At 68.2% G+C, this 23,765-nt stretch carries 24 protein-coding genes, 4 tRNA genes and 1 pseudogene; 16 read left to right on the top strand and 13 right to left on the bottom strand.

Annotated features, from left to right (window positions below):
* Positions 1-185: 185 nt before the first annotated feature.
* The 6 genes from CLV40_RS30150 to CLV40_RS30170 all read right to left on the bottom strand — a co-directional run bounded on the left by CLV40_RS30150 (position 186) and on the right by CLV40_RS30170 (position 3,107).
* Entirely contained in the window at positions 186-1,136 is a 951-nt protein-coding gene (locus CLV40_RS30150) for a hypothetical protein (protein WP_104482411.1), read from the bottom strand.
* A gap of 157 nt (positions 1,137-1,293) precedes the next feature.
* On the bottom strand, positions 1,294-1,422 hold the full coding sequence (locus CLV40_RS40435; RefSeq protein ID WP_281261696.1) for a hypothetical protein: 129 nt from the start codon (positions 1,420-1,422) through the stop codon (positions 1,294-1,296).
* Positions 1,423-2,264: 842 nt separating this feature from the next.
* A tRNA-Val gene (locus CLV40_RS30155) sits at positions 2,265-2,339 on the bottom strand.
* Between the two features lies 1 nt (position 2,340).
* A tRNA-Cys gene (locus tag CLV40_RS30160) sits at positions 2,341-2,412 on the bottom strand.
* 54 nt (positions 2,413-2,466) lie between these two features.
* Positions 2,467-2,539 (bottom strand) — tRNA-Gly (locus tag CLV40_RS30165).
* Between the two features lie 142 nt (positions 2,540-2,681).
* A complete protein-coding gene (locus tag CLV40_RS30170; protein ID WP_018687187.1) occupies positions 2,682-3,107 on the bottom strand; it encodes an SsgA family sporulation/cell division regulator in 426 nt (141 codons plus the stop codon).
* 396 nt (positions 3,108-3,503) lie between these two features.
* Here CLV40_RS30170 and CLV40_RS30175 point away from each other — a divergent pair, with 396 nt between their 5' ends.
* The 3 genes from CLV40_RS30175 (at position 3,504) to CLV40_RS30185 (ending at position 4,677) form a co-directional block, all read left to right on the top strand.
* Positions 3,504-3,914, top strand: coding sequence for a TIGR02611 family protein (locus CLV40_RS30175; RefSeq protein WP_104482412.1), 411 nt, complete (start codon positions 3,504-3,506; stop codon positions 3,912-3,914).
* A gap of 51 nt (positions 3,915-3,965) precedes the next feature.
* Positions 3,966-4,037, top strand: a tRNA-Val gene (locus CLV40_RS30180).
* Between the two features lie 430 nt (positions 4,038-4,467).
* Positions 4,468-4,677, top strand: coding sequence for a DsbA family protein (locus tag CLV40_RS30185; RefSeq protein WP_104482413.1), 210 nt, complete (start codon positions 4,468-4,470; stop codon positions 4,675-4,677).
* A gap of 217 nt (positions 4,678-4,894) precedes the next feature.
* On the opposite strand, the gene CLV40_RS30190 is transcribed toward CLV40_RS30185, so the two are convergent.
* Genes CLV40_RS30190 through CLV40_RS30200 form a run of 4 tightly spaced genes read right to left on the bottom strand, consistent with a single transcriptional unit; the run spans position 4,895 to position 6,338 of the window.
* A complete protein-coding gene (locus tag CLV40_RS30190; RefSeq protein ID WP_181043826.1) occupies positions 4,895-5,563 on the bottom strand; it encodes a winged helix-turn-helix transcriptional regulator in 669 nt (222 codons plus the stop codon).
* Complete coding sequence (locus CLV40_RS38445) at positions 5,560-5,745, bottom strand: hypothetical protein (RefSeq protein WP_181043827.1); 186 nt, start codon at positions 5,743-5,745, stop codon at positions 5,560-5,562. Before CLV40_RS38445 ends, CLV40_RS30190 begins: the two co-directional genes overlap by 4 nt.
* Before the next feature lie 21 nt (positions 5,746-5,766).
* Positions 5,767-6,033 carry a DUF2795 domain-containing protein gene (locus CLV40_RS30195; protein WP_219824149.1) on the bottom strand — a complete coding sequence of 89 codons (267 nt, stop codon included), beginning with the start codon at positions 6,031-6,033 and terminating at the stop codon, positions 5,767-5,769.
* A complete protein-coding gene (locus tag CLV40_RS30200; protein ID WP_146108296.1) occupies positions 6,033-6,338 on the bottom strand; it encodes a DUF2795 domain-containing protein in 306 nt (101 codons plus the stop codon). Before CLV40_RS30200 ends, CLV40_RS30195 begins: the two co-directional genes overlap by 1 nt.
* 553 nt (positions 6,339-6,891) lie before the next feature.
* Here CLV40_RS30200 and CLV40_RS30205 point away from each other — a divergent pair.
* A complete protein-coding gene (locus CLV40_RS30205; protein WP_104482416.1) occupies positions 6,892-7,173 on the top strand; it encodes an iron-sulfur cluster assembly accessory protein in 282 nt (93 codons plus the stop codon).
* A gap of 128 nt (positions 7,174-7,301) precedes the next feature.
* A complete protein-coding gene (locus tag CLV40_RS30210) occupies positions 7,302-8,129 on the top strand; it encodes a cation:proton antiporter domain-containing protein (RefSeq protein WP_245931658.1) in 828 nt (275 codons plus the stop codon).
* Here the strand turns inward: CLV40_RS30210 and CLV40_RS39930 are convergent.
* On the bottom strand, positions 8,101-9,087 hold the full coding sequence (locus tag CLV40_RS39930) for an integrase core domain-containing protein (RefSeq protein ID WP_245931659.1): 987 nt from the start codon (positions 9,085-9,087) through the stop codon (positions 8,101-8,103). The genes CLV40_RS30210 and CLV40_RS39930 overlap by 29 nt on opposite strands.
* A gap of 361 nt (positions 9,088-9,448) precedes the next feature.
* On the opposite strand from CLV40_RS39930, the gene CLV40_RS30220 reads away from it, so the two are divergent.
* From CLV40_RS30220 to CLV40_RS30265, 10 genes are all read left to right on the top strand, one after another.
* Positions 9,449-9,766: a calcium-binding protein gene (locus tag CLV40_RS30220; RefSeq protein WP_104482417.1), complete on the top strand. Its 318-nt coding sequence runs from the start codon at positions 9,449-9,451 to the stop codon at positions 9,764-9,766.
* Positions 9,767-11,074: a helicase-associated domain-containing protein gene (locus tag CLV40_RS30225; protein WP_104482418.1), complete on the top strand. Its 1,308-nt coding sequence runs from the start codon at positions 9,767-9,769 to the stop codon at positions 11,072-11,074.
* Positions 11,075-11,128: 54 nt separating this feature from the next.
* Positions 11,129-12,592: a DUF3375 domain-containing protein gene (locus tag CLV40_RS30230; RefSeq protein ID WP_104482419.1), complete on the top strand. Its 1,464-nt coding sequence runs from the start codon at positions 11,129-11,131 to the stop codon at positions 12,590-12,592.
* A gap of 9 nt (positions 12,593-12,601) precedes the next feature.
* Positions 12,602-13,201: a DUF4194 domain-containing protein gene (locus CLV40_RS30235; RefSeq protein ID WP_219824150.1), complete on the top strand. Its 600-nt coding sequence runs from the start codon at positions 12,602-12,604 to the stop codon at positions 13,199-13,201.
* Entirely contained in the window at positions 13,201-16,593 is a 3,393-nt protein-coding gene (locus tag CLV40_RS30240; protein WP_104482420.1) for an ATP-binding protein, read from the top strand. Before CLV40_RS30235 ends, CLV40_RS30240 begins: the two co-directional genes overlap by 1 nt.
* Complete coding sequence (locus CLV40_RS30245; RefSeq protein ID WP_104482421.1) at positions 16,593-17,786, top strand: DUF3322 domain-containing protein; 1,194 nt, start codon at positions 16,593-16,595, stop codon at positions 17,784-17,786. The genes CLV40_RS30240 and CLV40_RS30245 overlap by 1 nt, the downstream gene beginning before the upstream one ends.
* A 430-nt stretch (positions 17,787-18,216) precedes the next feature.
* Positions 18,217-18,564, top strand: a complete 348-nt coding sequence (locus CLV40_RS30250) for an effector-associated constant component EACC1 (protein WP_104482422.1) — start codon at positions 18,217-18,219, stop codon at positions 18,562-18,564.
* Positions 18,545-19,717, top strand: coding sequence for a caspase family protein (locus CLV40_RS30255; RefSeq protein ID WP_104482423.1), 1,173 nt, complete (start codon positions 18,545-18,547; stop codon positions 19,715-19,717). Before CLV40_RS30250 ends, CLV40_RS30255 begins: the two co-directional genes overlap by 20 nt.
* The gene (locus tag CLV40_RS38450) at positions 19,714-20,565 is read left to right on the top strand and encodes a transporter substrate-binding domain-containing protein (protein ID WP_181043828.1); all 852 of its coding nucleotides are present in this window, start codon (positions 19,714-19,716) and stop codon (positions 20,563-20,565) included. Before CLV40_RS30255 ends, CLV40_RS38450 begins: the two co-directional genes overlap by 4 nt.
* A gap of 1,034 nt (positions 20,566-21,599) precedes the next feature.
* Entirely contained in the window at positions 21,600-21,812 is a 213-nt protein-coding gene (locus CLV40_RS30265) for a hypothetical protein (protein WP_104482425.1), read from the top strand.
* Positions 21,813-22,070: 258 nt separating this feature from the next.
* On the opposite strand, the gene CLV40_RS37515 is transcribed toward CLV40_RS30265, so the two are convergent.
* On the bottom strand, positions 22,071-22,400 hold the full coding sequence (locus CLV40_RS37515; RefSeq protein ID WP_146108298.1) for a hypothetical protein: 330 nt from the start codon (positions 22,398-22,400) through the stop codon (positions 22,071-22,073).
* A gap of 367 nt (positions 22,401-22,767) precedes the next feature.
* Here CLV40_RS37515 and CLV40_RS30270 point away from each other — a divergent pair.
* Positions 22,768-22,959: pseudogene (locus CLV40_RS30270) on the top strand (DUF3072 domain-containing protein).
* A 49-nt stretch (positions 22,960-23,008) separates the two neighbouring features.
* Here CLV40_RS30270 and CLV40_RS30275 read toward each other — a convergent pair.
* Entirely contained in the window at positions 23,009-23,734 is a 726-nt protein-coding gene (locus tag CLV40_RS30275) for a hypothetical protein (protein ID WP_146108299.1), read from the bottom strand.
* Positions 23,735-23,765 lie beyond the last annotated feature (31 nt).

Genomic DNA, 23,765 nt, shown 5'->3' on the forward strand with positions numbered 1-23,765 from the left:
GAGCGCGGCCGCATGGCGCCGAGCCGGTGGGGGCACGCCGCCGGTCAATCCACTGTGGACTTAACCCAGCCTGTGCCCGTCCAAGGGGACGACCCCCATGCGGCACGGCGCGCCGTGGTGGCTGCTGCCCTGCTCGTGCTGCTGGTGCTCGCGTGGCGGCTGGTGCGCGCACGGCGGCGGTGAGGTCAGAACAGCCAGGCGGCACCGAAGGAGAAGCGCGGTACGAGGTTCGTGAAGCCGAGGTGCACCTCGCCCGCGGGGTCGATGTCGAGGGGGTCGCGGGGCGAGGTGAGGTCGTCGACCTCGTTCGGGAACAGGCCGTCGATCCGCCACACCCCACGGGGAACGCGACCGGCGCCGAAGCGGACGTGCAGGTCGAATCGCGCGCACGGGTACCGGGGCGTGCAGAGGTAGTAGGGCGACATGGTGACGCGGTCGGCGAAGGTGAACCGCAGCTTGTACTCGTGTTCGGTGTTGGGGGCGAGCTCCTTCGGCAGGACCAGCCGGTAGCCCACGCGGGACCGGGAGTGCCGCAGGTAGGTGCGCAGGGTGCCGCCGAACAACACCTCGACGACCGGGTTGTCCGGCGACGGGCCGGGACCGGTGCCGCCGATGGGCACCGAGTACTCGAGGTCGAGCCCGGTCGCCGGGGCCCCGGTGACCGCCACCCGCCGTGTCTCGTACACCTGCGGTGTCGGCTGGTCCATGACCACGGCGCAGGACAACGCCGTGGTGCGCCAAGGGGTCCCGGCCCGCTCGTCGTCCGGCACCGGCCGCCACCGGGCGATCGCGGCCTCGGCGATGAGCAGCAACCCCTCGTCCACGCGCCGGACAACCGTGCGGGTGTCCCGCTCTAGTTCCCGCTCCACCAGGTCGAGGCGCTCCTTGAGGGTGGGCAGCCTGGTGTGCTCGGTCAGCGCGTAGGCGGCGAGCACGGCCAGCCGGAGGTCGGGCGGGAGGTGCGCGGCGAGTTCGCGCAGCCGGTCGGCCAGCTCCACGGCGGCGCCGCTTTCCCCGTCCAGCGCGAAGACCACGCGGACCTGCGCGGTGATCTGCGCCGCGGCGCGCGGGCCATCGAGACCGCGCCCCTTGCGCAGCGGCTTCAGGTCTCTGACGAGGTCTTCCGCAGTGGTCATCGCGCCGGTCCTTCCCGGGCGCCAGCCGGGAACTGGCGGCGCCCCGCGGACCATCCTGGCCCGCACGCGGTACAGGACCATGCCGTTCGCGGGGGCGTGTCACGACTGGGCGACCACACTTCACCCGACCGCCGCAGCGCCGTTCACACGACCGGACCTACCCGGGCCTGCGGAAGCGGAGGACCCCGAGGGCCAGGAACCTCGGCATGGCGCGGATGGCGTTGTGCAGCACCGTCATCTCCAGCGCCTGCTCGGCGATCCACCCAAGGCTCTCGCGCCACGGCACCGGTCGGGGGTGCCCGCCTCCGCCGTGTGCCCAAGCCGTACGCGGCGAGACCGAGACCGAACCGGGTCGTGCGGCACTTCCAGCGCCCGGTGCGGCTGCCTGGTCATCAACCGGGTCCTGGTGTGCCGCACGTGCGGCTCGCGGGTCCGCGGGTCGTCCTGTCCGAACCAGGCATCGGACTCGGCGGCGAGCACGTCCAGGCGGTCTTCCGCGGTGCTGCACACGCCCACATCTCGCGGTAGCGACCATGAACCACTCGGGCCGCGACACCTCGGAGGTGGGCCTGGCCCGTCCACCTCGGCGACCAACTCGGCCGTGATCCGATCCCCTTGCTCGAGGTCAACGTCCCGGAACACCCGAACCCCCGACCCGCCCGGTGAACAACGCGTCGGACTCGGTATCGCGGACGCGCGCCACTGACCTCCCAGAGCCACGTGGTGCCCCAACTCCAGCCCCGGCGACCCGGACCTGCTGCCCGGCAGCCACCACGACGCGTTCGCCACTCCCGAAGGACACCCATGGCGACGGCCGAACTGCCGGCAGCGGTTCTGGCGACGGCCCCGGGATGACGTGAACCCCGATGCGCCCACCGCGGCGGATCCCATCCCGGCGATCCTGCCGTGGTTCACCCTCCACCAAAGCCGCCACGGCTGACCGAGGACGGCGCCCCAGAGGTCACCCGTCGGACGCGATCGAGGCAGAGGATGAAGGGGATCGGCCGCACCTACGACCATATGACCGAGGCCACGCACAAGCAGATCCTCGAAGAATCCCGCCGTCTCCCAATCACTGAAGCCCCGCCCCCTCATGAGGGGGCGGGGCTTGTGACCAGTGTAGATAACTGGTGGGCGATACTGGGATTGAACCAGTGACCCCTACCGTGTCAAGGTAGTGCTCTCCCACTGAGCTAATCGCCCGAGGCGGAGGCGGGAATCGAACCCGCGTACAGGGCTTTGCAGGCCCTTGCCTAAGCCACTCGGCCACTCCGCCGGAACCCGAAGGCTGGGCCCACGGGGGGCCGGCACTGTGGCCGAACCGCTTCCGAGCGGACGACGGGATTCGAACCCGCGACCCTCACCTTGGCAAGGTGATGCGCTACCAGCTGCGCTACGTCCGCAAGCCACTGGATCTTGGCTCACAGGGGATAGTATCCGGGATTGCCGGACTTTCCCACCGCGTTCCGTTCTCCGTGGTGCGAGTGGAACTCTATCCGACGCCCGTTCGTGGTTCCAAATCGGGGGTCGGATGTCGGTGTTTGCTCAGGTCAGGTCGGTGGAGATCAAGTGGGTGAGCGCCTCGTCGACGTCGACCCACAGGTGCTCGTTGCCGGGGACGACCACGTCGTAGGTGCGGTCGAGGAAGTCGGCGAGTTCCTGGGCGGAGGCCTCGAACACCGCGTGCCCGGACGGGGAGCTGAGCTCGATCACCACGACCTCGGGGTCGTCGACGGCGGGGCGGATGCGGACGTCGCCATCCCCCGCCTCGGCGATCAGGCCGTCGGCGAGCAGGTCGCGGGCGAACACCCACTCGACCCACCCGGCGCGGCCGGTGCGGAACGCCGCGACCACCGCGTACGGGTCACGCGTGTCGTAGCGCAGCTCGACCTTCACCGGGACCGCGGGGGTCCTCGGCGCAAGCAGGTCGAACACCGCGGTCGACCGCAGCGTGACGTGATCGTTTCGCATCGTCGCTACCCTTCTGCTCCCCTCCCAGCCAAACGACTGAGTCCCTTCTATGTGACGCCACCACGCCGGGTCCGGGACGCGGAACCGGGGGACATCACCCGTCCGGTCCACTCCCCGTAGCGCAGGGCAGTCACGCCGCTTCGCAGAGTGACGAACCTGCTAGCGACTTCTCCATACTGGCTGGTTTTCGGCCGGGGTGGTAGCGGCATGAGCACGAATGTTCGTTCCCGGTTTTCCTCATCGGCGGGCGATGCCGCGCTGACCTGGGAAGGCAGCTCCCGGCTGTGGCAGGAGCCACCTTCCCGCAGGTCACAGCTGGGTTAAGGCCGTTGGCCGTGCCGCACCCGAGCGGGCGCAGCACAATGGAGGAAGACCCACGGGGAGGGTGGTGCGCAGGTGGCCGGAGAGACGTACGAGAAAGGCGCGATGCGTCCGGCGTGGGCCAACCGGAACAACGCGACCCGCACCGTCTGGCGCGTCGGCGTTGGACTGGTCGGTGGACTGGTCCTGGTCGGCGGGATAGTGATGATCCCCTACCCAGGCCCCGGCTGGGTCGTGGTCTTCCTGGGCCTGGCCATCCTCGCCGTCGAGTTCGCCTGGGCCCACCGAGCCCTCACCTACGCCCGCGGCAAATACGACGCGTGGACGGAGTGGCTCAAGCGGCAGAGCCTCGCCGTCCGCCTCTTGGTCTTCGCCCTGACGGGCCTCATCGTCGTCGCCACCATCTGGATCCTCAACGGATTCGCCCTGGTCGGAGGCTGGTTCGGCATCCACTGGCCCTGGCTGACCTCCCCCCTTTTCACCTAACCAAGACCATCCTGCTAAGCTTCCCCACGTCGCTGCGGCACCAGCCGCAACGGGCGATTAGCTCAGCGGGAGAGCACTTCGTTCACACCGAAGGGGTCACTGGTTCGATCCCAGTATCGCCCACTGGTTATACATGCAGGTCAACGCCCTGCCAACGGATCACGTTGGTGGGGCGTTGATCGTTTCGGGGAGCACGTGGGGAGCAGCGTGATCTGACCCCAATCGCCATACCGAAGGGGTCAGGCCGTTTTCGTTGGCACAGCGTCGTTTTCAGGCCGATCCGGCTTCACGCTCTGCTCCCCGAGAATGATCACGCTCCTGACCAGCGTTTTCTCGACCTGTTGCGGGTGGGATGGACGTGGTTGGTGTCGCCCTCGACAGCTGGTGAGGCACTCGCAGGACACAGGGTGGCCTATGACGCATGTCACTGAAGTGAACGCGCGTCGCCAAACAACTGCGCCGGCGCAAGTACTGGGGCGGGTGTCACATCGTGTCCACCTTCTAAGGTTGCCGTTTACAGGACCAACTCGATAGCTTCGCCGACCGCCTCGGCGTGACCGGGCCCGAGTCCGACCGATTGGTCGAGACCGGGGCGTTCGCGCAACAGATCACGCGCAACCTCACCGCGGCCGAGAACGACCCCGCGCTGCGACGGACGGATCAACAAGGCAGCCGCTTCGGCACACCCACCGTGGTGGTGAACGGCAAGGTGGTCGACTGGCAACAACCGGGCTGGCTCGACAGCGCCTTCGCGAAGACCTGAGCACCTGGACACGTCCGAACCACGTGGTGCGGCAGTGTTGCAGGACACTGCCGCACCACGCTCGCCCCGGACGGTGACCACGTGGTCCGCGAACCACGTGCCATCGAGTGTGCGGACTCTGTGTTGCGGCGGGTCGCGCGGTCGCATTGCGTTCGGATGACGGTGGTGAACACCTTCACACCACCGGCCTGTAACGGCATCCACGCGCCGACCAGGGTCAGTGTTCCCGACCGCGGTGCAGCAGGGACACGAGCCCGCGGACGTGTTCCGGCCGACCGCGGACCACCATGGTGTGCTCGCGCAGCGCCGCGCGCATCGTGGTGTGGCCGAGCCAGACCCCGACGAGCGCGGTCACCGTCGTGGTAAGGCGGACACCGGTGTCCGCCCTCGGTTCTCCCTTGTGCGCGAAGGCTTTCCCCCGCTCGGGGCCGATCGACCAATGCCTGTGCTCGCCTGCGTCCACGATGTCGATCCACAGCGGGACATCGATGTCGTTCCCCGGCGCGCCTTGGGCGATCTCGTGGATCAGCGCGGTCACCTCCACCTGCGCGGAGGTGGGCCTGGGCAACCAGCGCCTGCCCCAAGCGCCGAGACCTTCGACCAGCGGGCGCAGCTCCTCACCGGACGCGGTCAGCCGGTACTGGTCGCGAGATCGTGACCGTTCCACGACTCCGGCTTGGAGCAGCGCCCGCAGTCGCTTCCTCACAACGGCTTTCGACAGGTAGGGGAAACATCCAACCAGCTGCGCACTGCTCGTCCTGCCGCGGAACAGTTCCCGCAGGATCGCCAGGGTCCACCTCTCGCCCAGCAGGGTACCCGCGCGATGGCGGCGTCGTGGTGTCCGTTCGTCGCGCCCAAGGCACCGTCCGATCCTCTGCGGATTCACGCCTGCGGGAGGGACTCGTCGTCGGAGGACTCGGCCGCCGACGCACTCGTGCCCGCCGTGCGCGCGCGGTGCTCGCGGATGCGCTCGTCGAGCTCTCGGGCCCTGTCCATCAGTTCGTTCAACGACCGCAGCAGGTGGTCGTCGGCTTCTGTCGGCGGTGGTCCGTCGTCGGCGGAGGTCATCAGAGGAATTCCCTGGGTTGTTCAGGCAGCGTGGGACTCGTGGGACCGCGGATCACCCGTGGTCCTCGCGGTGGCGACCAGCGTCGACCAGATGTCGGCGACGGAGAGGTAGGTGCGGTCGGGGAGCAGGCCGAGGGCGGCGAACACCTCGGTGGAGGCGCCGAGTTCGTGCGCGGCGTCGACCAGGGTGTCGCGGGGGACGGGTGTGCCGGTGAAGGCGTTCTGCACGGCCGAGGCGACTTCGGCGCGGCGGATGGTGAAGCGGACGAAGGGCCGTCTCATCTCCATCACGCCTCCTTGTCTCCGCCAGCGCGGCCGTCGGTCCGGGCGAGGCTCGACCAGACGTCGGCGAGGCTGGTGTAGCGCCGTTCCGGCAGCCGGTTGATGGTGGCGAACACCTCCGGGCGGGCGGCGCACCCGAGGGCGGCGTTGAGCATGTCGGACTTGGTCGCCGGGCGGTGCAGGAAGACGTCACCCACGCAGTCGCGCAGTTCGGCGAGGGTGGGTTCCGCGCAGTGGTCGCGCCGGTGCGGGATCGAGGGCGCGCTCCGCGGGGTGGGCACCGTGTGGGGTTCGCCGAGGATGTTGTTCACCTGTTCCTCCACTGGTCGGCGCCGCGGGGTCGAGTGCTCGTCCTCGGGCCGCCTGGCTTGCGGTCAGCGCCATCCTCGGGGGCCGTTGTTGCGCTCGTCCGGGACACTGTTTTGCGATCGTGTGACGATCGACCGCGAAATCGCCGTGCTCACCGTTGCTCCGGGTGTGGAAGGCAGCACCGCAGCCGCGCGACGTGGAAGACGGGCGAGCAGGCGGATGAGTCTCATCCGGTCAGACCGGGCGTTCGACGGCTGCTATGCCCACACAGCCTCGCCCAAGGTCTGTGAAGTAACGCCGACCGACCGACCGACCGGACTTCGAGGGCTGCGCGCGCCTCATCCGCCTGCCACCGGGAGTTTTATCGGATGACCGGACCAGATCACCAGCCCGAAGCAGGATGTGCCGGCTTTTGTCATCAACTCGTCAAGTTGTCGACGGGGGCACCGCCTCGGTTCTTTACGTTTTCGCGAAGGGTCTTCGGTGCGGCCCGAACGGGCCGCGATCGCGTTTATCGTCAAGTCACGGAATCGAGTCGCCCAGCGGAGGTGTGGAGTGGATATCGACACGGGCGCTGCGGCGGCCATCCGGACGCTGACCGATGCCGCGGGGGTCGGTCAGCGTGGCGGTCTTCGGATCACGTGGCGGGGACCCGCGCGTCCCAAGTACGACATGGCCGTGGTGGACGAACCGTCGGCGGACGACCTGGTCGTCCTGGGCCGCGACGGTGTCCGGGTCTTCCTGGACGCCGAGTCCGCCCAGGAGTTGGACGGGAAGGTTCTGGACGTGATCGACACGGGTACGCATTTCCGGTTCGGGGCCCGTCCGCCGCGGTGACCCGGCGCTGAGGCGACCGGTTGCGCCCGGGGTGGGTATGGGGCAGATTGCTCGGTGGAGCGCCGGGAAGTCTGGTCGGCACGCCCGGCACGCCGTGTCGGGCGGTTCGCCGTGCGATGGGGTGATTCGTGGCGCTGGTGCTGGCCTTCGGCTTGGTCCTGCTGCTGAGTGTGTCGTTGTCCGGGCTCGCGGCGCGCACGGTGCTGTCCACGGCGCTGATGTTCCTGGTGGCGGGAGCGCTGCTGGGCAGCGGTGGTTTCGGCGTGGTGAACATCCCCTCCGACGGCGGGTTCGTGACCGCCTTGGCCGATGTCGCGCTGTTCACGGTGCTGTTCACCGACGGGCAGCGCGCGAGCCTGCCCGCCCTGCGCGACGGGTGGCGGGTGTCTGGTCGAGCCTTGGGCCTGGGCATGCCGTTGACCATGATCGGCATCGCCGTTCCCGCGCACTTCCTCGCCGGTCTGGACTGGCCGACCGCGTTGCTGGTGGGTGCGATCCTGTCACCGACCGACCCGGTGTTCGCCTCCGCGATCGTCGGCCGCGACGACGTCCCGGTGCGGCTGCGGCGACTGCTCAACGTCGAGTCCGGGCTCAACGACGGACTCGCCCTGCCGTTCGTGCTGATCTTCCTCGCCACCGCCTCCGGGAACGAGTCGCACCTGGGCGTCGTGGCCCTGGAGTTGGTCGGCGGACTGGCGGTGGGGGTGGTGATCCCGGCCGCGATCGCGCTGGCGTGGCGGACCCGGCTGCTCACCGCCGAGCCCCGGTTGCAGGCGCTGGGGCCGTTGGCGATCGCCGTGGTGCTCTACGCGACCTGCCACCTCACCCACGCCAACCCCTACCTGGCCGCGTTCGCCGCCGGGTCCACCCTGGCCACACTCGATCCCCAGGTGGCCCAACGGTTCGAGCACTTCGGTGACCTGGTTTTTAGGCCGCAGCGGGCTCGTACTCGTTGATCAATCCTTCGAGTACCGGTCGGCGGCGTATCGAGGTCGTGCCAGGTATGGATACCGAGCGGTCTGGTCGTGGTGGAGCGAGTAGGAGCCCTTGGTGGGGACGTCGGTGGTTGTAGTGCCGGGCGTAGCGGTTCAACACTGATCTCAGGTGGCGTTCGTTGACGATCAGGAGTCTGTCGGTGAGTTCTCGCCGGATGGTGCCGACGAACCGCTCGGCGTGACCGTTCGCCCGGGGGCAGCGGGGTGGGATCTTCAGGACTTCGATGCCAGGGTCGGCGAGGACGGTGTCGAAGGCCGCGGTGAATTGCCCGCCGCGGTCGCGGATCAGGAATCGAAAAGCCTCGGATTTCCCACCGAGTTCCATGAGCAGATTTCGGGCTTGCTGGGTTGTCCACGGCCCGTCGGGGTTGGTGGTCGTACCGAGGATGTGGACATAGCGGGTACCGACTTCGAGTACGAAGAACACGTAGATCCGCTTCAGTGTGACGGCGCAGTCGATGTGGAAGAAGTCACACGCCAACAGGCTCCCCGCTTGAGCGCGTAAAAACCTCCGCCAGGACAGGTCGTCGACGCGCCTGGGTGCGGGCGGTATCCGCAGTCGCTTGAGCACTCGGCGGATGGTCGACGCCGCGACGCGATGCCCCAGCTTGAGCAACTCACCCTGGATCCGGCGATAGCCCCAGCCCGCGTTCTCCCGCGCCATCCGCTCGATCAACCCCACAACCGCTTCGTCCGCACGCGGGCGGCCCGTCCCGCGTGTTTGGGTCCACTTCGTGGCCACCAGGCGCCGATGCCATCGCAGCAACGTCCCAGGCGTCACCAACCGACACTCACGCAGAGACCGCGGCAACCAGCGAGTCAACGCGGCGAACACAGCACGATCCGTCCAACTCAACCGAGGCCGCGGAACCGCCCTGCGCAACACGGCAACCTCGTGGCGCAGCACCAGCAGCTCCACGTCCTTCGACGCCGACGATCGCCCCATCAGGACCAGCCACCCCACCAAGCCGAAGAAACACCACATACACCAACCGAAACATCACGACCCGAGATCCTGCCCGACGACCGCCAACGGGCGGCCACCGCCGCTCAGCAACTCCGCGCGACCTCTGGCACCTCGTAGGCCCAGGAGCCGTACGGTCGGTGAGCACCTAGTTGTCCACCTTGGTCTCAACCGCTTCGGCCAGCCCCATGGCCAGCGATCATGCCGTGCCGCCATATGTCATCGTCGCAGGTCAGATGCGTGGGCCGACTTCTGGAACCCCACAGGGTGTCACCCGGCCCGTAGCGCTCCGCCACCCAGCTGGAAAACTGGCCAGATGAGCCGATCGAAACGGGCGACGATCGATGCCCTGATCGCCGAGGCGACCGTCGACTGCTACAACGACAGTGAGTGCGTCACCGGCTTCTACACGATGTTGGAGAACAAGCTGATGGTGCCGTTCCACACCGAAGTTCTGGGTGTGGACGTCGCTGTCACCGGCGTCGTTCTAGGTGAAGACGACCAGGTCACCGCTGTCTGCACGCGCGGCCGGGCGAAACAGCGCATCCCGATTCTCGATCTGCCGCTGCCCACACCGCCGCCGGAGGGCGCGGAGTGTATCGACGCCTACCGCTACTGGCTACGAGGTGCATGAATGCAGAACAACGACAAACCCCAGGAATGGCCGACCGAGCAGGAAGCGTTGGCCAATCTCCAGGCGGTGCTCGAATTGTGCGCCGCCGGCCAGGTGAAGTGCAGCGAGAAGACCCACCGCCCGTCGGCGGCGACCATCCGCACCGTCACCGCGCACCTCGCGCACGGCGACTTCTATCCCGACGAACCCATCGCGGCGTTCGCTTGGCCTCTGCTGCTCCAGGCCGGCGGGCTCGCCGGCCTGGACGGCACCCGCCTTCGGTTGACCCCGAAGGGCCGGGCCGCGCTCGGCAACCCACCGGCCGAGACCATCCGCGGACTGTGGCAGCGCTGGCTCACCCACGCGGTGATCGACGAGTTCAGCCGGATCGACCAGATCAAGGGCCAGGGCATCCGCAACGTGCTCACCGCGGCCAAACCCCGTCGTCAGACGGTCGCCAAGGCGCTGGCGACCTGCCCGCCCGGCGAGTGGATCGAGATCGACACCCTGTTCACGATCATGCGCCGCGGCAACATGAGCCCCACCATCGCCCGCACCGACAGAGCGCTGTGGCGGCTCTGCCTCCAAGACCCGGAGTACGGCAGCCTCGGCTATGACGGCTTCCACGACTGGACGCTCCTGGAAGGCCGCTACACCCTCGCCGTGCTGTTCGAGTACGCCGGCACCCTCGGACTGATCGATCTGGACTTCGTCCACCCCGACGGCGCGCGCGACGACTTCCGCGACAACTGGGGCGGCGACGACCTGGACGCGCTCAGCCGCTATGACGGTCTGCTGGCGATCCGGCTCAACGCGCTGGGCACCTACGCCCTCGGACTGACCGACACCTACCACCCGACCGCTCCGGCCGCGGCCGGAGCTCCACCGTTGAAGGTGCTGCCCAACCTCGACGTCGTCGCCACCGGCGAACTCCCCGCCGCCGACCGGCTACTGCTGTCCGCCTACGCCGAGCAGACCGCCGACCGCGTCTGGACCGTCTCCTCGACGACCCTGCTCACCGCCATCGGCACCGGCCGCGACCTCACCGAGTTCACCACCTTCCTGACCCAACGGGCCGAACACGACCTGCCCGGCACGCTGACCACCCTGGTCAAGGACGTCCGTCGACGCGCCGCACAGCTCACCGACCTCGGCCGCTTGCGCGTGATCGAGTGCGCCGATCCGGCGCTGGCCGCGCTCATTACCCACGATCGCGGTCTGCGCGCGCTGTGCCGCCCCATCGGCGACCGACACCTGGCCATCGCACCCGGCCAGGAGCCGAAATTCCGCAAAACCCTGCTCCGGCTCGGCTACGTGCTGCCGTCCTAGACTCGACCGGCGGACTCGACCCGCCCCACATCGATCAGGAAGCCGCCACCGTTGATGGATTTCGAGGGCCTCGACCATCTGCGTCGCAACGAGCCGGCGTGGCGGTTGTTGCGCGCCGACAACGCGCCGCTCGTGCTCGGTTTTCTTGGCAAGGTCTTCGTCGACGACAACGTCCGGTCGATCTCGGCCACCGAGTTGATCAGCAGGCTGGACGACGAGTTGTACGCCCTCAACGAGCGGCTCGGCGACGGCTCCTTCCCCAAGTCCGCGAAGGCCTACCTCGACGACTGGGCGGCACCGGCGAACGGCTGGCTGCGCAAGTACTATCCGGCCGGCTCCGACGAGGTGCACTTCGACGCGACCGTGGCCGTGGAGAAGGCCCTGACCTGGGTGGACTCGCTTCGGGAACGCTCGTTCGTGGGCACCGAGTCGCGCCTGAACACGATCTTCGAGCTGCTGCGGCAGATGGCGTACGGCGCCGAGACCGACCCGGACACGCGACTGGCCGAACTGCGCCGGCGACGGTCCGAGATCGACGCGGAGATCAACCGGGTCGCGGGCGGGGAGTTCGCCGTCCTCGACGTCTCGGCCCAGCGGGATCGCTACCAGCAGTTCGCCGCGACCGCCCGCGAACTGCTGGCCGACTTCCGCGAGGTCGAGGCCAACTTCCGCGGCCTGGACCGGGCGCTTCGCGAGCGCATAGCCGGCTGGCAGGGCAGCAAGGGCCAGCTGCTCGACGAGGTGGTCGGCAACCGCACCACCATCGCCGACTCCGACCAGGGCCGCAGCTTCCAGGCGTTCTACGACTTCCTCCTCTCCCACGAGCGCCAGCTGGAGCTCGCCGAGCTGCTCGCGAAGGTGCAGTCTCTGGAGGCCGTCGGCGAGCCCGACCCCCGCATGCGCCATGTCCACCACGACTGGCTCGACGCGGCTGAACGCACCCAGGCGACGGTGCGGCTGCTGTCGGAGCAACTGCGGCGATTCCTCGACGACCAGGTGTGGCTGGAGAACCGCCGGGTGATGGACATCCTGCATAGCATCGAGTCCTCCGCGCTCAAACTGCGTGAACACCCGACGCCGACGATCACCTGTGACCTCGACGGCACGGCCCCGACCGTGGCGCTGCCCATGGAACGGCCGCTCTACACGCCCAAGGTGAAGGTTCCCCTGGACAGCGGGGGCATCACCGCGGCCGACGAGGACCTCGACGCCTCGCCGCTGTTCGAACAGGTCTACGTGGACCGTGAGCGGCTGTCCGGGATCGTGCGCGGCGAGCTGCGGGAACGTGCCCAGGTCGGGCTGGGCGAGGTGCTGGCGCGCCGGCCGCTGGAGCAGGGCATGGCCGAGCTGGTCGGCTACCTCTCGCTGGGTGACCCGGCGTTCCAGGTCGTCTTCGACGAGACCGCGCGCGAGCAGGTGGAATGGGTCGACGAGACCGGTACGGCCCGGGTCGCCACCATTCCCCGGGTGACCTTCACGCGGGTCGCCGGCCGCGGTCTTGTCGGTGGTGCTGCCTAGCATGGGGGCGTGACCACGTCGATACGCCGGGACGAACTCGACCTGCCGCTGGTCGTCACCCACCTGATGAAGGGGGTGGTCTACGCGGACAGCCACGAGAAGGTGTGGCGCCATCTGCTGCCGCTCCAGGCCCAGGTGCGTGACTACGTCGGAGTCATGGGGCTGACCGTTGTGATCGACGAGGCCGAGGGTTACGCCTTCCTGCGGTCGAAGTTGGACGACGAGGAGGACGGGCCGCTGCCGCGGCTGATCCCACGACGTGCTCTGTCCTTCCACGTGAGCCTGGTGTTGGCGCTGCTGCGTAAGAAGCTGGCGGAGTTCGACGCCTCCGGCGCGGAGACACGACTGGTCCTCACCCGGGAGCAGCTGGTCGAGATGGTGCGCATGTTCCTGCCCGAGAGCAGCAACGAGGCGCGGCTGGTCGATCAGATCGACACCCACCTCACCAAGATCGTCGAGCTCGGGTTCCTGCGGCGGATCACCGGGCAGGAGGTCGCGTACGAGGTGCGGCGCATCCTCAAGGCGTTCGTCGACGGACAGTGGCTGTCCGAGTTCGACCAGCGGCTCGCCGACTACACCGCACTGCTAGACGGGGAGGGCGAGGACTGATGGCGGGTCCGTCCACTGTGCCCAGTCTCGACGCCGAGGGGGCCGACCTCGCCGGCTATCGCCTCGACCGCTTGGAGGTGTACAACTGGGGCACCTTCGACCAGCGGGTGTGGACATTCCACCCGGAGGGCCGCAACAGCCTGCTGACGGGCGACATCGGCTCCGGCAAGTCCACCATCGTGGACGCGATCACCACGCTGCTGCTGCCCGCCCACCGCATCTCCTACAACAAGGCAGCCGGCGCCGAGGCGAAGGAGCGACACCTGCGGTCCTACGTCCTGGGCTACTACAAGGCCGAGCGCAACGAGGCGACCGGCGCCTCCCGGCCGGTCGGACTGCGGGACCGGCGTGCGTTCTCGGTTGTCCTCGGCGTCTTTGTCAATCGCGGCTACGACTCGACGGTGACGCTGGCGCAGGTGTTCTGGTTCCGCGACGCCTCCGTCGGCCAGCCCGACCGCTTCTTCGCCACCGCGGAGCGCGGCCTCACCATCGCGGGTGACTTCACCGAGTTCGGCGGGGACATCGCGGCGCTCAAGCGCAGGCTGCGTAAGCAGGGCGTCCGCGTCCACGACCATTTCCCCGCCTACAGCAAGGACTTCTGCCGGCGGCTGGGCGTCGACTCCGAGCAGGCGATGGAGCTGTTCCACCAGACGGTGTCGATGAAGTCGGTCGGCAACCTCAACGACTTCGTCCGCTCGCACATGCTGGAGCCGTTCGACGCCGCCGACTGGACCGACCGGCTGGTCCGCCACTTCGAGGACCTGACCCGAGCGCACGAGGCGGTGCTCAAGGCCCGTACCCAGCTCACCCAGCTCGAACCGCTGCTCGCCGACTGCGACGCATACGACGAGTTCGACCGGCGGATCGGGGCGGTCAAGGCCGAACGCGACGCACTGCGGTTCTACTGCGCCGACCGGAAGGCGACGTTGCTCGACGCCCGGGTCGCCGCGCTCACCATCGAGATCGGCGCACATCAGACCGAACTGGATTCGACGAAAGGCGAACTCGATCGGTTGCGCCGTAAGGAAACGGACCTCACCGTGCGACGCGCGGGCTCCGGTGGCGACCGCATCGCCCAACTCGAAGCCGACATCGCGACCGAGGAGCAGGAACGCGACCGCCGGCAGGTACGGCACGCCCGTTACCACGAGTTGCTGGCGTCGGCGGCGTTGCCCGCCGTGACCGAGCCCGCCCAGTTCACCGCCCGGCAGCGCGACATCGCGGACCTGGCAGGCTCCCTGGACCAGGCGCAGGCCGAGCTCCAGAACCAGCTCACCGATCTCACGGTCGAGCGGAGGGAACTCGACGGTGAGACCAGGGAGCTGGACGCGGAGCTGCTCAGCCTGCGCGAACGGCGCAGCAACATCCCCAAACGCAGTCTGGACGTGCGGGAGATGCTGTGCGCGGAGCTGAACGTCGACCCGGCCGCGCTCCCGTTCACCGGCGAGCTCATCCAGGTGCGCGCCGACTGCGCGGAGTGGGAAGGCGCGGCCGAGCGGCTGCTGCACGGCTTCGGCCTGTCCATGCTGGTGGGCAGCGATCACTACGACGCGGTGTCCGACTGGATTAACGACCGCCACCTCGGCATCAAACTCGTCTACTACCGGGTGCCCCGACGTCAGGGCCCGACCGCGCCCTCCCCGCTGACCGAGCGGTCCCTGCGCACCAAGCTGGAGATCAAGGAGTCGCCGTTCTCGGACTGGCTGGACCGCGAACTGGCCCACCGCGCCGACTACGAGTGCGTGGACACCATGCTTGAGTTCCGGCGCGCCCCGAAGGCGATCACCAAAGCCGGGCAGATCAAAGGCGCTCGCGGCCGGCACGAGAAGGACGACGCCCGTCGCATCGACGACCGCCGTCACTACGTGCTCGGCTGGGACAACCAGGCCAAGATGGACACGCTGCTCGACCAGGCCAACCGGCTGCAACTCCGGTGGCGTGAGCTGGACGGGCTGGCGGCCAGGGTCGGCAAGGACCTCGAGAGCAGGCGCCGGCTCGCCACCACGCTCACCCTGCTGGCCGAGTTCGGCTCCTTCACCGAGATCGACTGGCAGTCCTCGGTGAACCGCATCGCCGAGCTCGACGGCGAGAAGCGCGGCCTCGAACAGCAGTCGGACGAGCTGAAACAGCTCACCCAGGAGCTGGCGGCCGTCGGCGCACAGATCAAGAAGGCGGAAACCGCCCAGAGTGCGGCGCAGACGCGGCTCGGGAAGCTCAGTGGCCAGCGCGAAGACGCCGAGAGGCAACTGCGCGACACACAGACCATCTTAGACGAACCCGCGTGCGAGTCCGCACGGGCGTCTTTTCCCTTGGTGGACAAGCGAGTCGCAGCCAGAAGCCTGGCCACCCCGGAGGACTGCGACACCTGCCGCGTCGACGTGAACGAGGACATCACCACGGAGATCGATCGACTCACCGGACGGCAGAACAAGGTCGCGAACCGGGCGACCGGAAAGATGAGCGACTTCCGCAAGGCGTATCCGCTGGAGACCGAGGACTTCGACAACTCCGTGCAGTCCGCGGGTGAGTACCGGGCCCTGCACGACCGGATCGCCTCGGATGACCTGCCCCGGTTCGAATCCGAGTTCAAGACCTACCTCAACACCAACACCATCCGCGACATCGCCGGGTTCCACTCCCAGCTGACCAAGCAGGCCGACCTGATCAAGCAGCGGATCGAGACCATCAATGACTCGCTGGTGGACATCGACTACAACCCGGGCCGGTTCATCCGGCTCGAACCGCATCCCACGGTCAGCGTCGAGATCCGCGACTTCCGCAAGGAACTGCGGGATTGCACCAGCGGATCCCTGCACGGCGACGAGTCGGACCAGTACTCCGAGCAGAAGTTCCTCCAGGTCAAGGCGCTCATCGAGCGGTTTCGGGGCCGGGAGGGCCAGACCGAGCCCGACCGGCTGTGGACCCGCCGGGTCACCGACGTGCGCAACTGGTTCACCTTCGCCGCGTCCGAGCGGTGGCGGGCTGACGACACCGAGCACGAGAACTACACCGATTCCGGCGGCAAGTCGGGCGGCCAGAAGGAGAAGCTGGCCTATACGATCCTGGCCGCGTCGCTGGCCTACCAGTTCAAGCTCGACTGGGGCGCGCCGAAGTCGAAGACGTTCCGGTTCGTGGTGATCGACGAGGCGTTCGGCCGGGGCTCGGACGAGTCGACGCGGTTCGCCCTCGACCTGTTCCGGCGCCTCGGCCTGCAACTGCTCATCGTCACGCCGTTGCAGAAGATCCACGTCATCGAGCCCTATGTCGCGGCGGTCGGATTCGTGGACAACCAGACCGGTGACTGCTCACGGGTGCAGACCCTGACTATTGAGGAGTACCAGCGCCGCCAGCTCGCGCACGCCCTCGGGTCCACGTCGGCACGGGGTGACTGATGGCGGCAGCCTCCGCCTGGACCGTGCCCGGTGACGTCGTGAGCAGGCTGCGGCGACGTTGGGACCGGGGCGAGTTGCTGTCCCGGCTCGCGTCGGGTGCCCCGTGGGAGCCGCTGGCAGTCGGCCTGCGCGGGCCGAGCGCACAGGACACCGCCGCGCGCTTCGACGAGGCGCGAGCCTGGATCGACCAGTGGCGCAGGGTCCGGCATCTCCGGGTCGAGACGCGCACGGTCGGCGGCCGTGTCCTGGGCGCGAACGAGCTACCCGCTCGGGCCTGGGTCGACTCCTACGAGCAGTTGTGGGCCGCGCTTGGCGTCCACGCCGAGGTTCGGACCTTCATGGGCCTGCTGGACACGACCCGGCGACGGGCGCCGGCGATCGCCGACTGGATGGTCGTCAAGCCGATGGATGTGCTCGGCCACCAGGGCGGGTGGACCCGACTGGTCGACACCGTGCGGTGGATCGACGCGCACGCCCGTCCCGACATGTATCTGCGGCAGGTCGACGTGCCCGGCGTCGACACCAAGTTCATCGAGCGCCATCGCACGATCCTGGCCGCGTTGCTGGACCGGCAACTCCCGGAGCGCCGGGTCGACCGCACCAGGCCACCGTCCGACTTCGCCGGGCGGTACCAGTTTCGCACCAAACCCGCGTATGTCCGGTTCCGCCGGCTGTCGGACGGCGACGGCTTCAGCGAACTCGCCGTCAGAGTGCCCGAACTGGCCGACCGGCCGCCCACGGCGCGCACCGTGTTCGTCGTCGAGAACGAGGTCAGCTACCTGGCCTTCCCGCCCGTGCCGGACGCTGTCGTGATCTTCGGCGAGGGCTACGCCGCCTCCCGGCTGGAACCATTGCGGTGGCTGGTCGGCAAGAACCTCGTCTACTGGGGCGACATCGACACCCACGGCTTCGCGATCCTCAACCGGGTGCGCCAGATCTTCGGCCACTGCCGGTCGATGCTGATGGACCGGGCCACGCTCCTCGCGCATGAAAGCCACTGGGTCGACGAGCCCAGCCCGGTCAGCGGCTACCTGGACGCGCTGTGGCTGGACGAAGCCGCGCTCTACAACGACCTGGTCGAAGACGTCCTCGGCCGTGCGGTGCGACTCGAACAGGAACGCGTGTCCTACGCCGCCGTCGAACACGCCGCGGCAGCGTACGGCTCCACGCAGGACAGTCCCAAGCGGCCATAGTCGGCACGTGACAACCGCGGTCGGGGAGCAGCGCGGGAGCAAATGGGGAGCAGACTAGCGCGCTCAGCGGCCCTGAACTGCATCCAACGACTCTGAACGGAGCCACGCCGACCTGCGGAAGTTGTGTTTCCGCAGGTCAGCGCACCATGCCGTCCTTGGTTCACACATAAGGGCTCTCTGAGCAGCGCAACGACCTGCAACTGCGTCCAACCGCAGGTCAACGGCACCGTAAGACTGCCGCCCCTGCCCACTCCAACGCCTCGCCCTGGCGAACAAGGTTGAGTCTACAAACTCAACTCTTGGCGCAACCGTGTTCCCCCACTGACCGGAGCAGCACCGACTGGTGGTTTACGGCCATGGTGGAGTCGCCCTGTAACGGTCCGTGCGCAGACTCGATCACTAGTCAAACCGAGAGGAGTCTGCGTTGCGCGTGGGGTTGGTGGCGGGTGCGGACACCGATGAGCTGTGGACGTGGTTTGAGCGGGAGCGGGACCTGCGGCCGCACGTCCGGCTGGATCGCCCGCCCGTGCCCGGCGACGGCATGGGGCCGGAGTACGTCATCGCCGCGGCGGTGCCCGCCCTGGCCATGATCGCGCGGTCGGTGTGCAACTACCTGGCGGTGCGGACGGCGAACCGGGGGGCGAAGCTGATTCTGCGGGTGACATCGGAGACCGGGGCCGTGACGGAGGTCGAGGTCGAGCGAACCACCGACGAGGTGCGGCTCGCGCGGCTGCTGCTGGCCGCGGCCGGGGAGCGCGATGCGCCTGCCGAACGCTGAGCGCTCCCAGGTGGTGTTGATCGGCACGTCATCCTTCGGCGGGGACCTGCACGACCTGCCCGCGGTGGCCAACAACGTCACCGACCTGGTGGACGTCCTCACCGACTCCGAGATCGGCGGGTTCGACCGGTCGAACTGCACGGTCCTGCTCGACGAGCAGGACGCGGACAAGATCCTGGACACCCTGGCCGAGGCCGCCGGGCAGGCGGGCGACGTGCTGCTGGTCTACATCGCCACGCACGCGCTGCCGAAGAAGCCCGCGAGCGGTGAGCTGATGCTGCTCCTGCCCGGCACCGACATGCAGGCGAGCTGGTGGTGGCGCAAGGCGCTGTCCTTCGACGACATCCGCGAGGTAGTGCGGGACAGCCCGGCGCAGAACCGCATCGTCATCGTCGACTGCTGCCACGCGGGCCTGGCCCTGCCCGAGGGGGTGATGGGACCCACAGACGAGCAGTTCGACATCGGCGGCGCCTACACCCTGGCCGCGGCGGACCCGAACAGCCGGGCGGTGGCCAAGCCCGGGGAGCGCAACACGGCGTTCACCGGTGCACTGCTGGAGTTGCTCGACCGGGGCGTCGCGGGGTACGGGGAGCTGCTCTCGCTTTCCCGGGTCTTCCCCCTGCTCAAGCGCAGGCTGGAGGCGGACGGCCTGCCGAGGCCGAGCCACAACCTCAGCGACACCATCGACGGCCTCGCCGTGGTGCGAAACCGGGTGAAGGAACCGCACACGGCCATCTCGGACGACGTGTTGGCGCTGATGGCCAGCTCCACCAACACCGAGCGCTTGGAGGCGTTGCGCAGGTTGGCGGCGCTGCACCACACCGGTGGCCAGGTCGTGCACGACCAGGTCCGGTTCCACGTGAGCAAGCTCGCCACCGACGACAGCAAGATCGTGTCCGAGGAAGCCCTGCGCCTGCTGAAGCTCTTCCAGGGGACGGGGACGGGCGGCAACACGATCGCACCGAAGCGACCGCGCAGGGACTTCCCGTGGGCCGATCGGTGGTGGTGGACCGCCGCCGCGGTGATACTCGTGGCCGGGACGCTCGTGCTGTGGTCGACCGGGTCACCGCTCTGGGAAGCGGCGGCGACCGCGCTCCCCAGTTCCGTCCTGGGCTACCTCACAGCGGTGACGACCGCGCGGTGGGCCCGGTGAAGCGCCTCCTCCCGCTGCTGGCCGCGGCGGCCGTGGGCGCGGGTTCCCTCGTGGCGGTGACGCAGGTGGTCGACTCGCCCGCGCGCTACCTGTCCGGCACCGTCGTGATCGGCATCAACGGCACCCTGCCCGGGTGGAGCGAACCCAAGGACCACCCGACCGGTTTCGACGCCGCCTTGGCGACCTTCCTCGCCGAGAAGTACCACTTCGACATCTCCTGGTACCCACTGGCACCGAACGAGCGCGAAAACGCCCTCGTCGACGGGGTGGTGGACCTGGTCATCGCCAACTTCTCGATGTCCGGTGAGAGCGCGCGGAACCCGGGCCAGCAGCGCGACCAGACCATCGACTTCGCAGGCCCCTACTTCCGGGACCGCTCTGGCGTACTCGTAGACAGCACCAAGCGCGCCAAGGTCACCGGGGGAAAACCGGGCATCCCGGCGGAGAACCTGTGCGTGGGCAGCGGCACGACCGGAGAGGAGAACTCCAACCACCAGGCCCGGCGGATGCCGCAGGCGGAGTGCTTCGCCGCCTTCTCCGACGTGAACACCGACACCATCGGCGTGATGACGGACCAGGGCATCCTCACCGAGTACGCGGCCGCGCGCTCCGGCGGCAAGGTGGTCCCCGCGTTCTGGGAGGACGACGATCACCCGATCAACGACAAGGAGTTCTACGGCATCGGCATCCCCGACGGCAGCACCGCCCTGTGCCAGGAACTCACCCGGGCCATCAACGAATTCTTGACGAACGGGAGGTGGGGCAGCGCCTTCTCCACACACCTCACGCACTTGGGTGAGAAGGACTTCCACAAGCCCGACGAGTCAGACCCCTCCCGCTGCGTGTGACGGGCGAACCGGTCATGGGCTCCCCTCCCGCGAACGGGTCGGAGCGGGCGGCGGGGCGTGCCGGGAGGTCCCGCCACGTCGACCGTGAACGGCCAGTCGGTGCGCGGCATGCGGTCGGCCGCGGTGAGGTCCTGCGGCCGCAACGCGTAGCCGCGGCGGTTGTCCCTGCCCGGACCGTACGCCATCGAGTCGGTCAACGCCCGCATCCGTCGAGCGGTCAAGGCCCTGTGGGGTTCCAAAACCCGACTCGATGACTCTGACCCGCGAAATGAGTCGCAGCGTGCTCGTACTCGGTGATCAATCCTCCTAGTACTGGTCGGCGGCGAATCGAGGTCGTGCCAGGCATCGATACCGAGCCGTCTGGTCGTGGCGGAGCGAGTAGGAGCCCCTGGGGGCTCCAGAACGCGACTGAACGGCCCAAACTGCGGTTTGGGTCACAGCGGAGTTCGTTGACGATTAGGAGCGGTCGGGGAGTGCCCGCTGGATAATGCCGACAAACGGCTCGACGCGACCATTCGCTGGCGTGCAGTGCGGTGGATTCTTGCGACCCGATACTGGAGTCGGGGAGGACGGCGTCGAACGCCGCGGTATCGAAACCCGGCTCAACCCCGCAGCGCTCTCGGCCGTCAAGAGACACGGCCGACAGTTGCACCGTACTCGCACCAGGGAGCACTGCGGGGAGCAAACGGGGAGCAGAACTGCTTCCCGAACAGCTCCGAACTGCATTGAACGTCTCTAAATAAGCAGGCGTTGACCTGCGGAGATTCTATTTCCGCAGGTCAACGCGATATGCCGTACATAGTTCACACCGAAGGGGTCACTGGTTCGATCCCAGTATCGCCCACTGGTTATACTTGCAGGTCAGCGCCCTGCCAGCGGATCACGTTGGTGGGGCGTTGATCGTTTCGGGGTGCACGTGGGGAGCAGCGTGATCCGACCCCAATCGCCATGCCGAAGGGGTCGGGCTGTTTTCGTTGGTACAGCGCCGTTTCCGGGCCAGGTCTTGGTCGCACCTCGCTCCCAGTGATGATCACGTGCACGACCAGCGTTTTCTCGATCCAGCGACCATGACATCGGTCAGCCGGATCGTGACGCCGGTCATGGACTTCGTAGGACTTCGGCTCGTCGTGACCACTCAGGTGGTCGTACTCGGTGCCGCGGGTGTCGATGATCCGGTCGAACGTGTGGGCCGGGGGCAGCTACTGGGGCTGGTACGCGGCCTGCACGGCGAGCAGGGGGTCGACTAAGGCGCGGGATGCAATCGGGGCTGTGGCCGTTGTCCATGTGATCTCGCTCGGCCCGTCTGCACCGTGGTGGCGCTCAGGGCGTGGCGGTCGATGCGGTCAGTGTCATGCCAGTCTAGGCAGAGGACCTCGATTCGGCGCTCGTTCTTACGGGCAGAGCGCCGACTCCTTCGGCTCCGCGCCCAGCCTGCCCGGGCATGGGACGTGGAAGTCCGCGGACGACGCCGGGAATGCTCCCGGTCCTTATCGAAAGACCGCTGATCACCCGGAAACCCGCGCCCGCCGCGCGGCGGGCACCACGGGCAGATAGCTCATCGGGTCTGAGGCGTCTCCCCATGGCGGGACGGTCGTCAAGCCTCGTACCAGGTTCCGCGACTGATAGCGAGAAGTGCGTCGCCGAGCACGGCCAAGGCTGGTGTGTCGCGTTGACCGCCGTTGTCGATTTGGCAGGCGGTCGAACGACTGGCGGTGTCGCCAGGTGAACCAGGGGTTGCCGTCGAGATCGAGGAAGATCATGTGGACGCGGTCGTCGTCGACGATGAGGACGACCTCCGCGTCCGGATCATCACCCGCACCGCGGACGAAGGTCACCTCGATTCCCCGTTGCCGGCCTCGTGATCACCATTTGCTTCCGGGACCGCAGCAGGTCCGTGTACTCGGCCCACGCGCGCCGTTGGCTTGCCCATCGTTGGCGCAAGTGCTTTTGTACCAACCGAATCCCGGTTGATCTCTCCGTCCTAATCAGGCGGACAACTCTCCTGGGGTCCTGACCGTCTCCAACCTCGCCGGTCGTGGTGGGCGGCCGGAGGTGGTGTCTGCGTGACGACCCCTGCCGACGCCGGCGCACTGTTCGCCATGCGCGCCGAGGTCCACCGCACCCGTCAGGGGGACACCCCGCGTTTGCGGCGAGCGTGGCGGGGGTATCTGCACACGTGTTCGAGACGAGAGGAGCAACGCCGTGACGGAGCGCACCCCGGAGAAGGACCCTGCCGACTGGACGACCGGCGACGAGCCGATGACCGGTCCGCAGGAGTCCTACCTGAACACCCTCGCCTAGGAAGCCGGGGTTGAGGTGGCCGAGGAGTTGACCAAGGCCGAGGCGTCCCGGCTGATCGATGAGCTGCAGGAGCGCACCGGCCGCGGTGTGTGACCGGGCACGGTGTCCGCTCACGGTGCATCGGGTCTGGAACCTCACGCGGTCACCCCGAACGCGGACGACGGCGTGCACCCAGTGACCGCCACGGCCACCTGCGTGCTGGAGGTGCGCTGATCGGTCTGGCGTAGCTGAGCACGGGCCGCGTGTGCGCCACGGCGGGAACGAACCGTTCTGGGACGTCCACCACTGCGGCGAGCGCCTCGTGGGCCTCGTCCGGCCTCATCTCCGACGGGTAGGTCACGTGCAGGGGAACGCAGTCGTGGAGTTCGGCGCGGAAGGCGTACTTGTACTCCTCGTCTCCCGCGTAGACCAACGCGATGCGGGCCGTCCAGTCGATGCGGTGACGGCCGTCCGGCTGGCGGGTGACGACGAAGCGGTGGTCCGCGCAGGTGTCGTGGCCGAGCAGTTGCAATTGGAACGCGTGCCGGGTATTCGGCGGCTCGGGCAGGGGGTCGAGCGTCAGCACGCGGGGTTCGGCGGCCGTGAGGCTGAACGGCGAGCCGGGGGTGGCAACGGGGAAGCCGTGGTAGTCCAAGGGCTCCATCAGACAGCCCACGTAGCCCGACCACAACTCCGGTGAGTCCCATTCCCGTTTGTCGTCGCTGTCCGGCGGTTCCGGCGGCATCCGCTCCGCGTCGTAGTTCCTGGTGATCAGGAGCGGATCGAACCAGAGGGCACCCTGTTCGTCCAGTCCCCAGACCCACTCGAAAGTCCTGATGCGATGGCCCTCCGACCACGGGTTGCCCTCAAACCACATGCGTCCGTGCACCGAGCCACTCTATACCCGATGATCACACCCG

Origin of the sequence: Actinokineospora auranticolor (assembly GCF_002934265.1) — a bacterium.
Classification (GTDB): Bacteria; Actinomycetota; Actinomycetes; order Mycobacteriales; family Pseudonocardiaceae; genus Actinokineospora; species Actinokineospora auranticolor.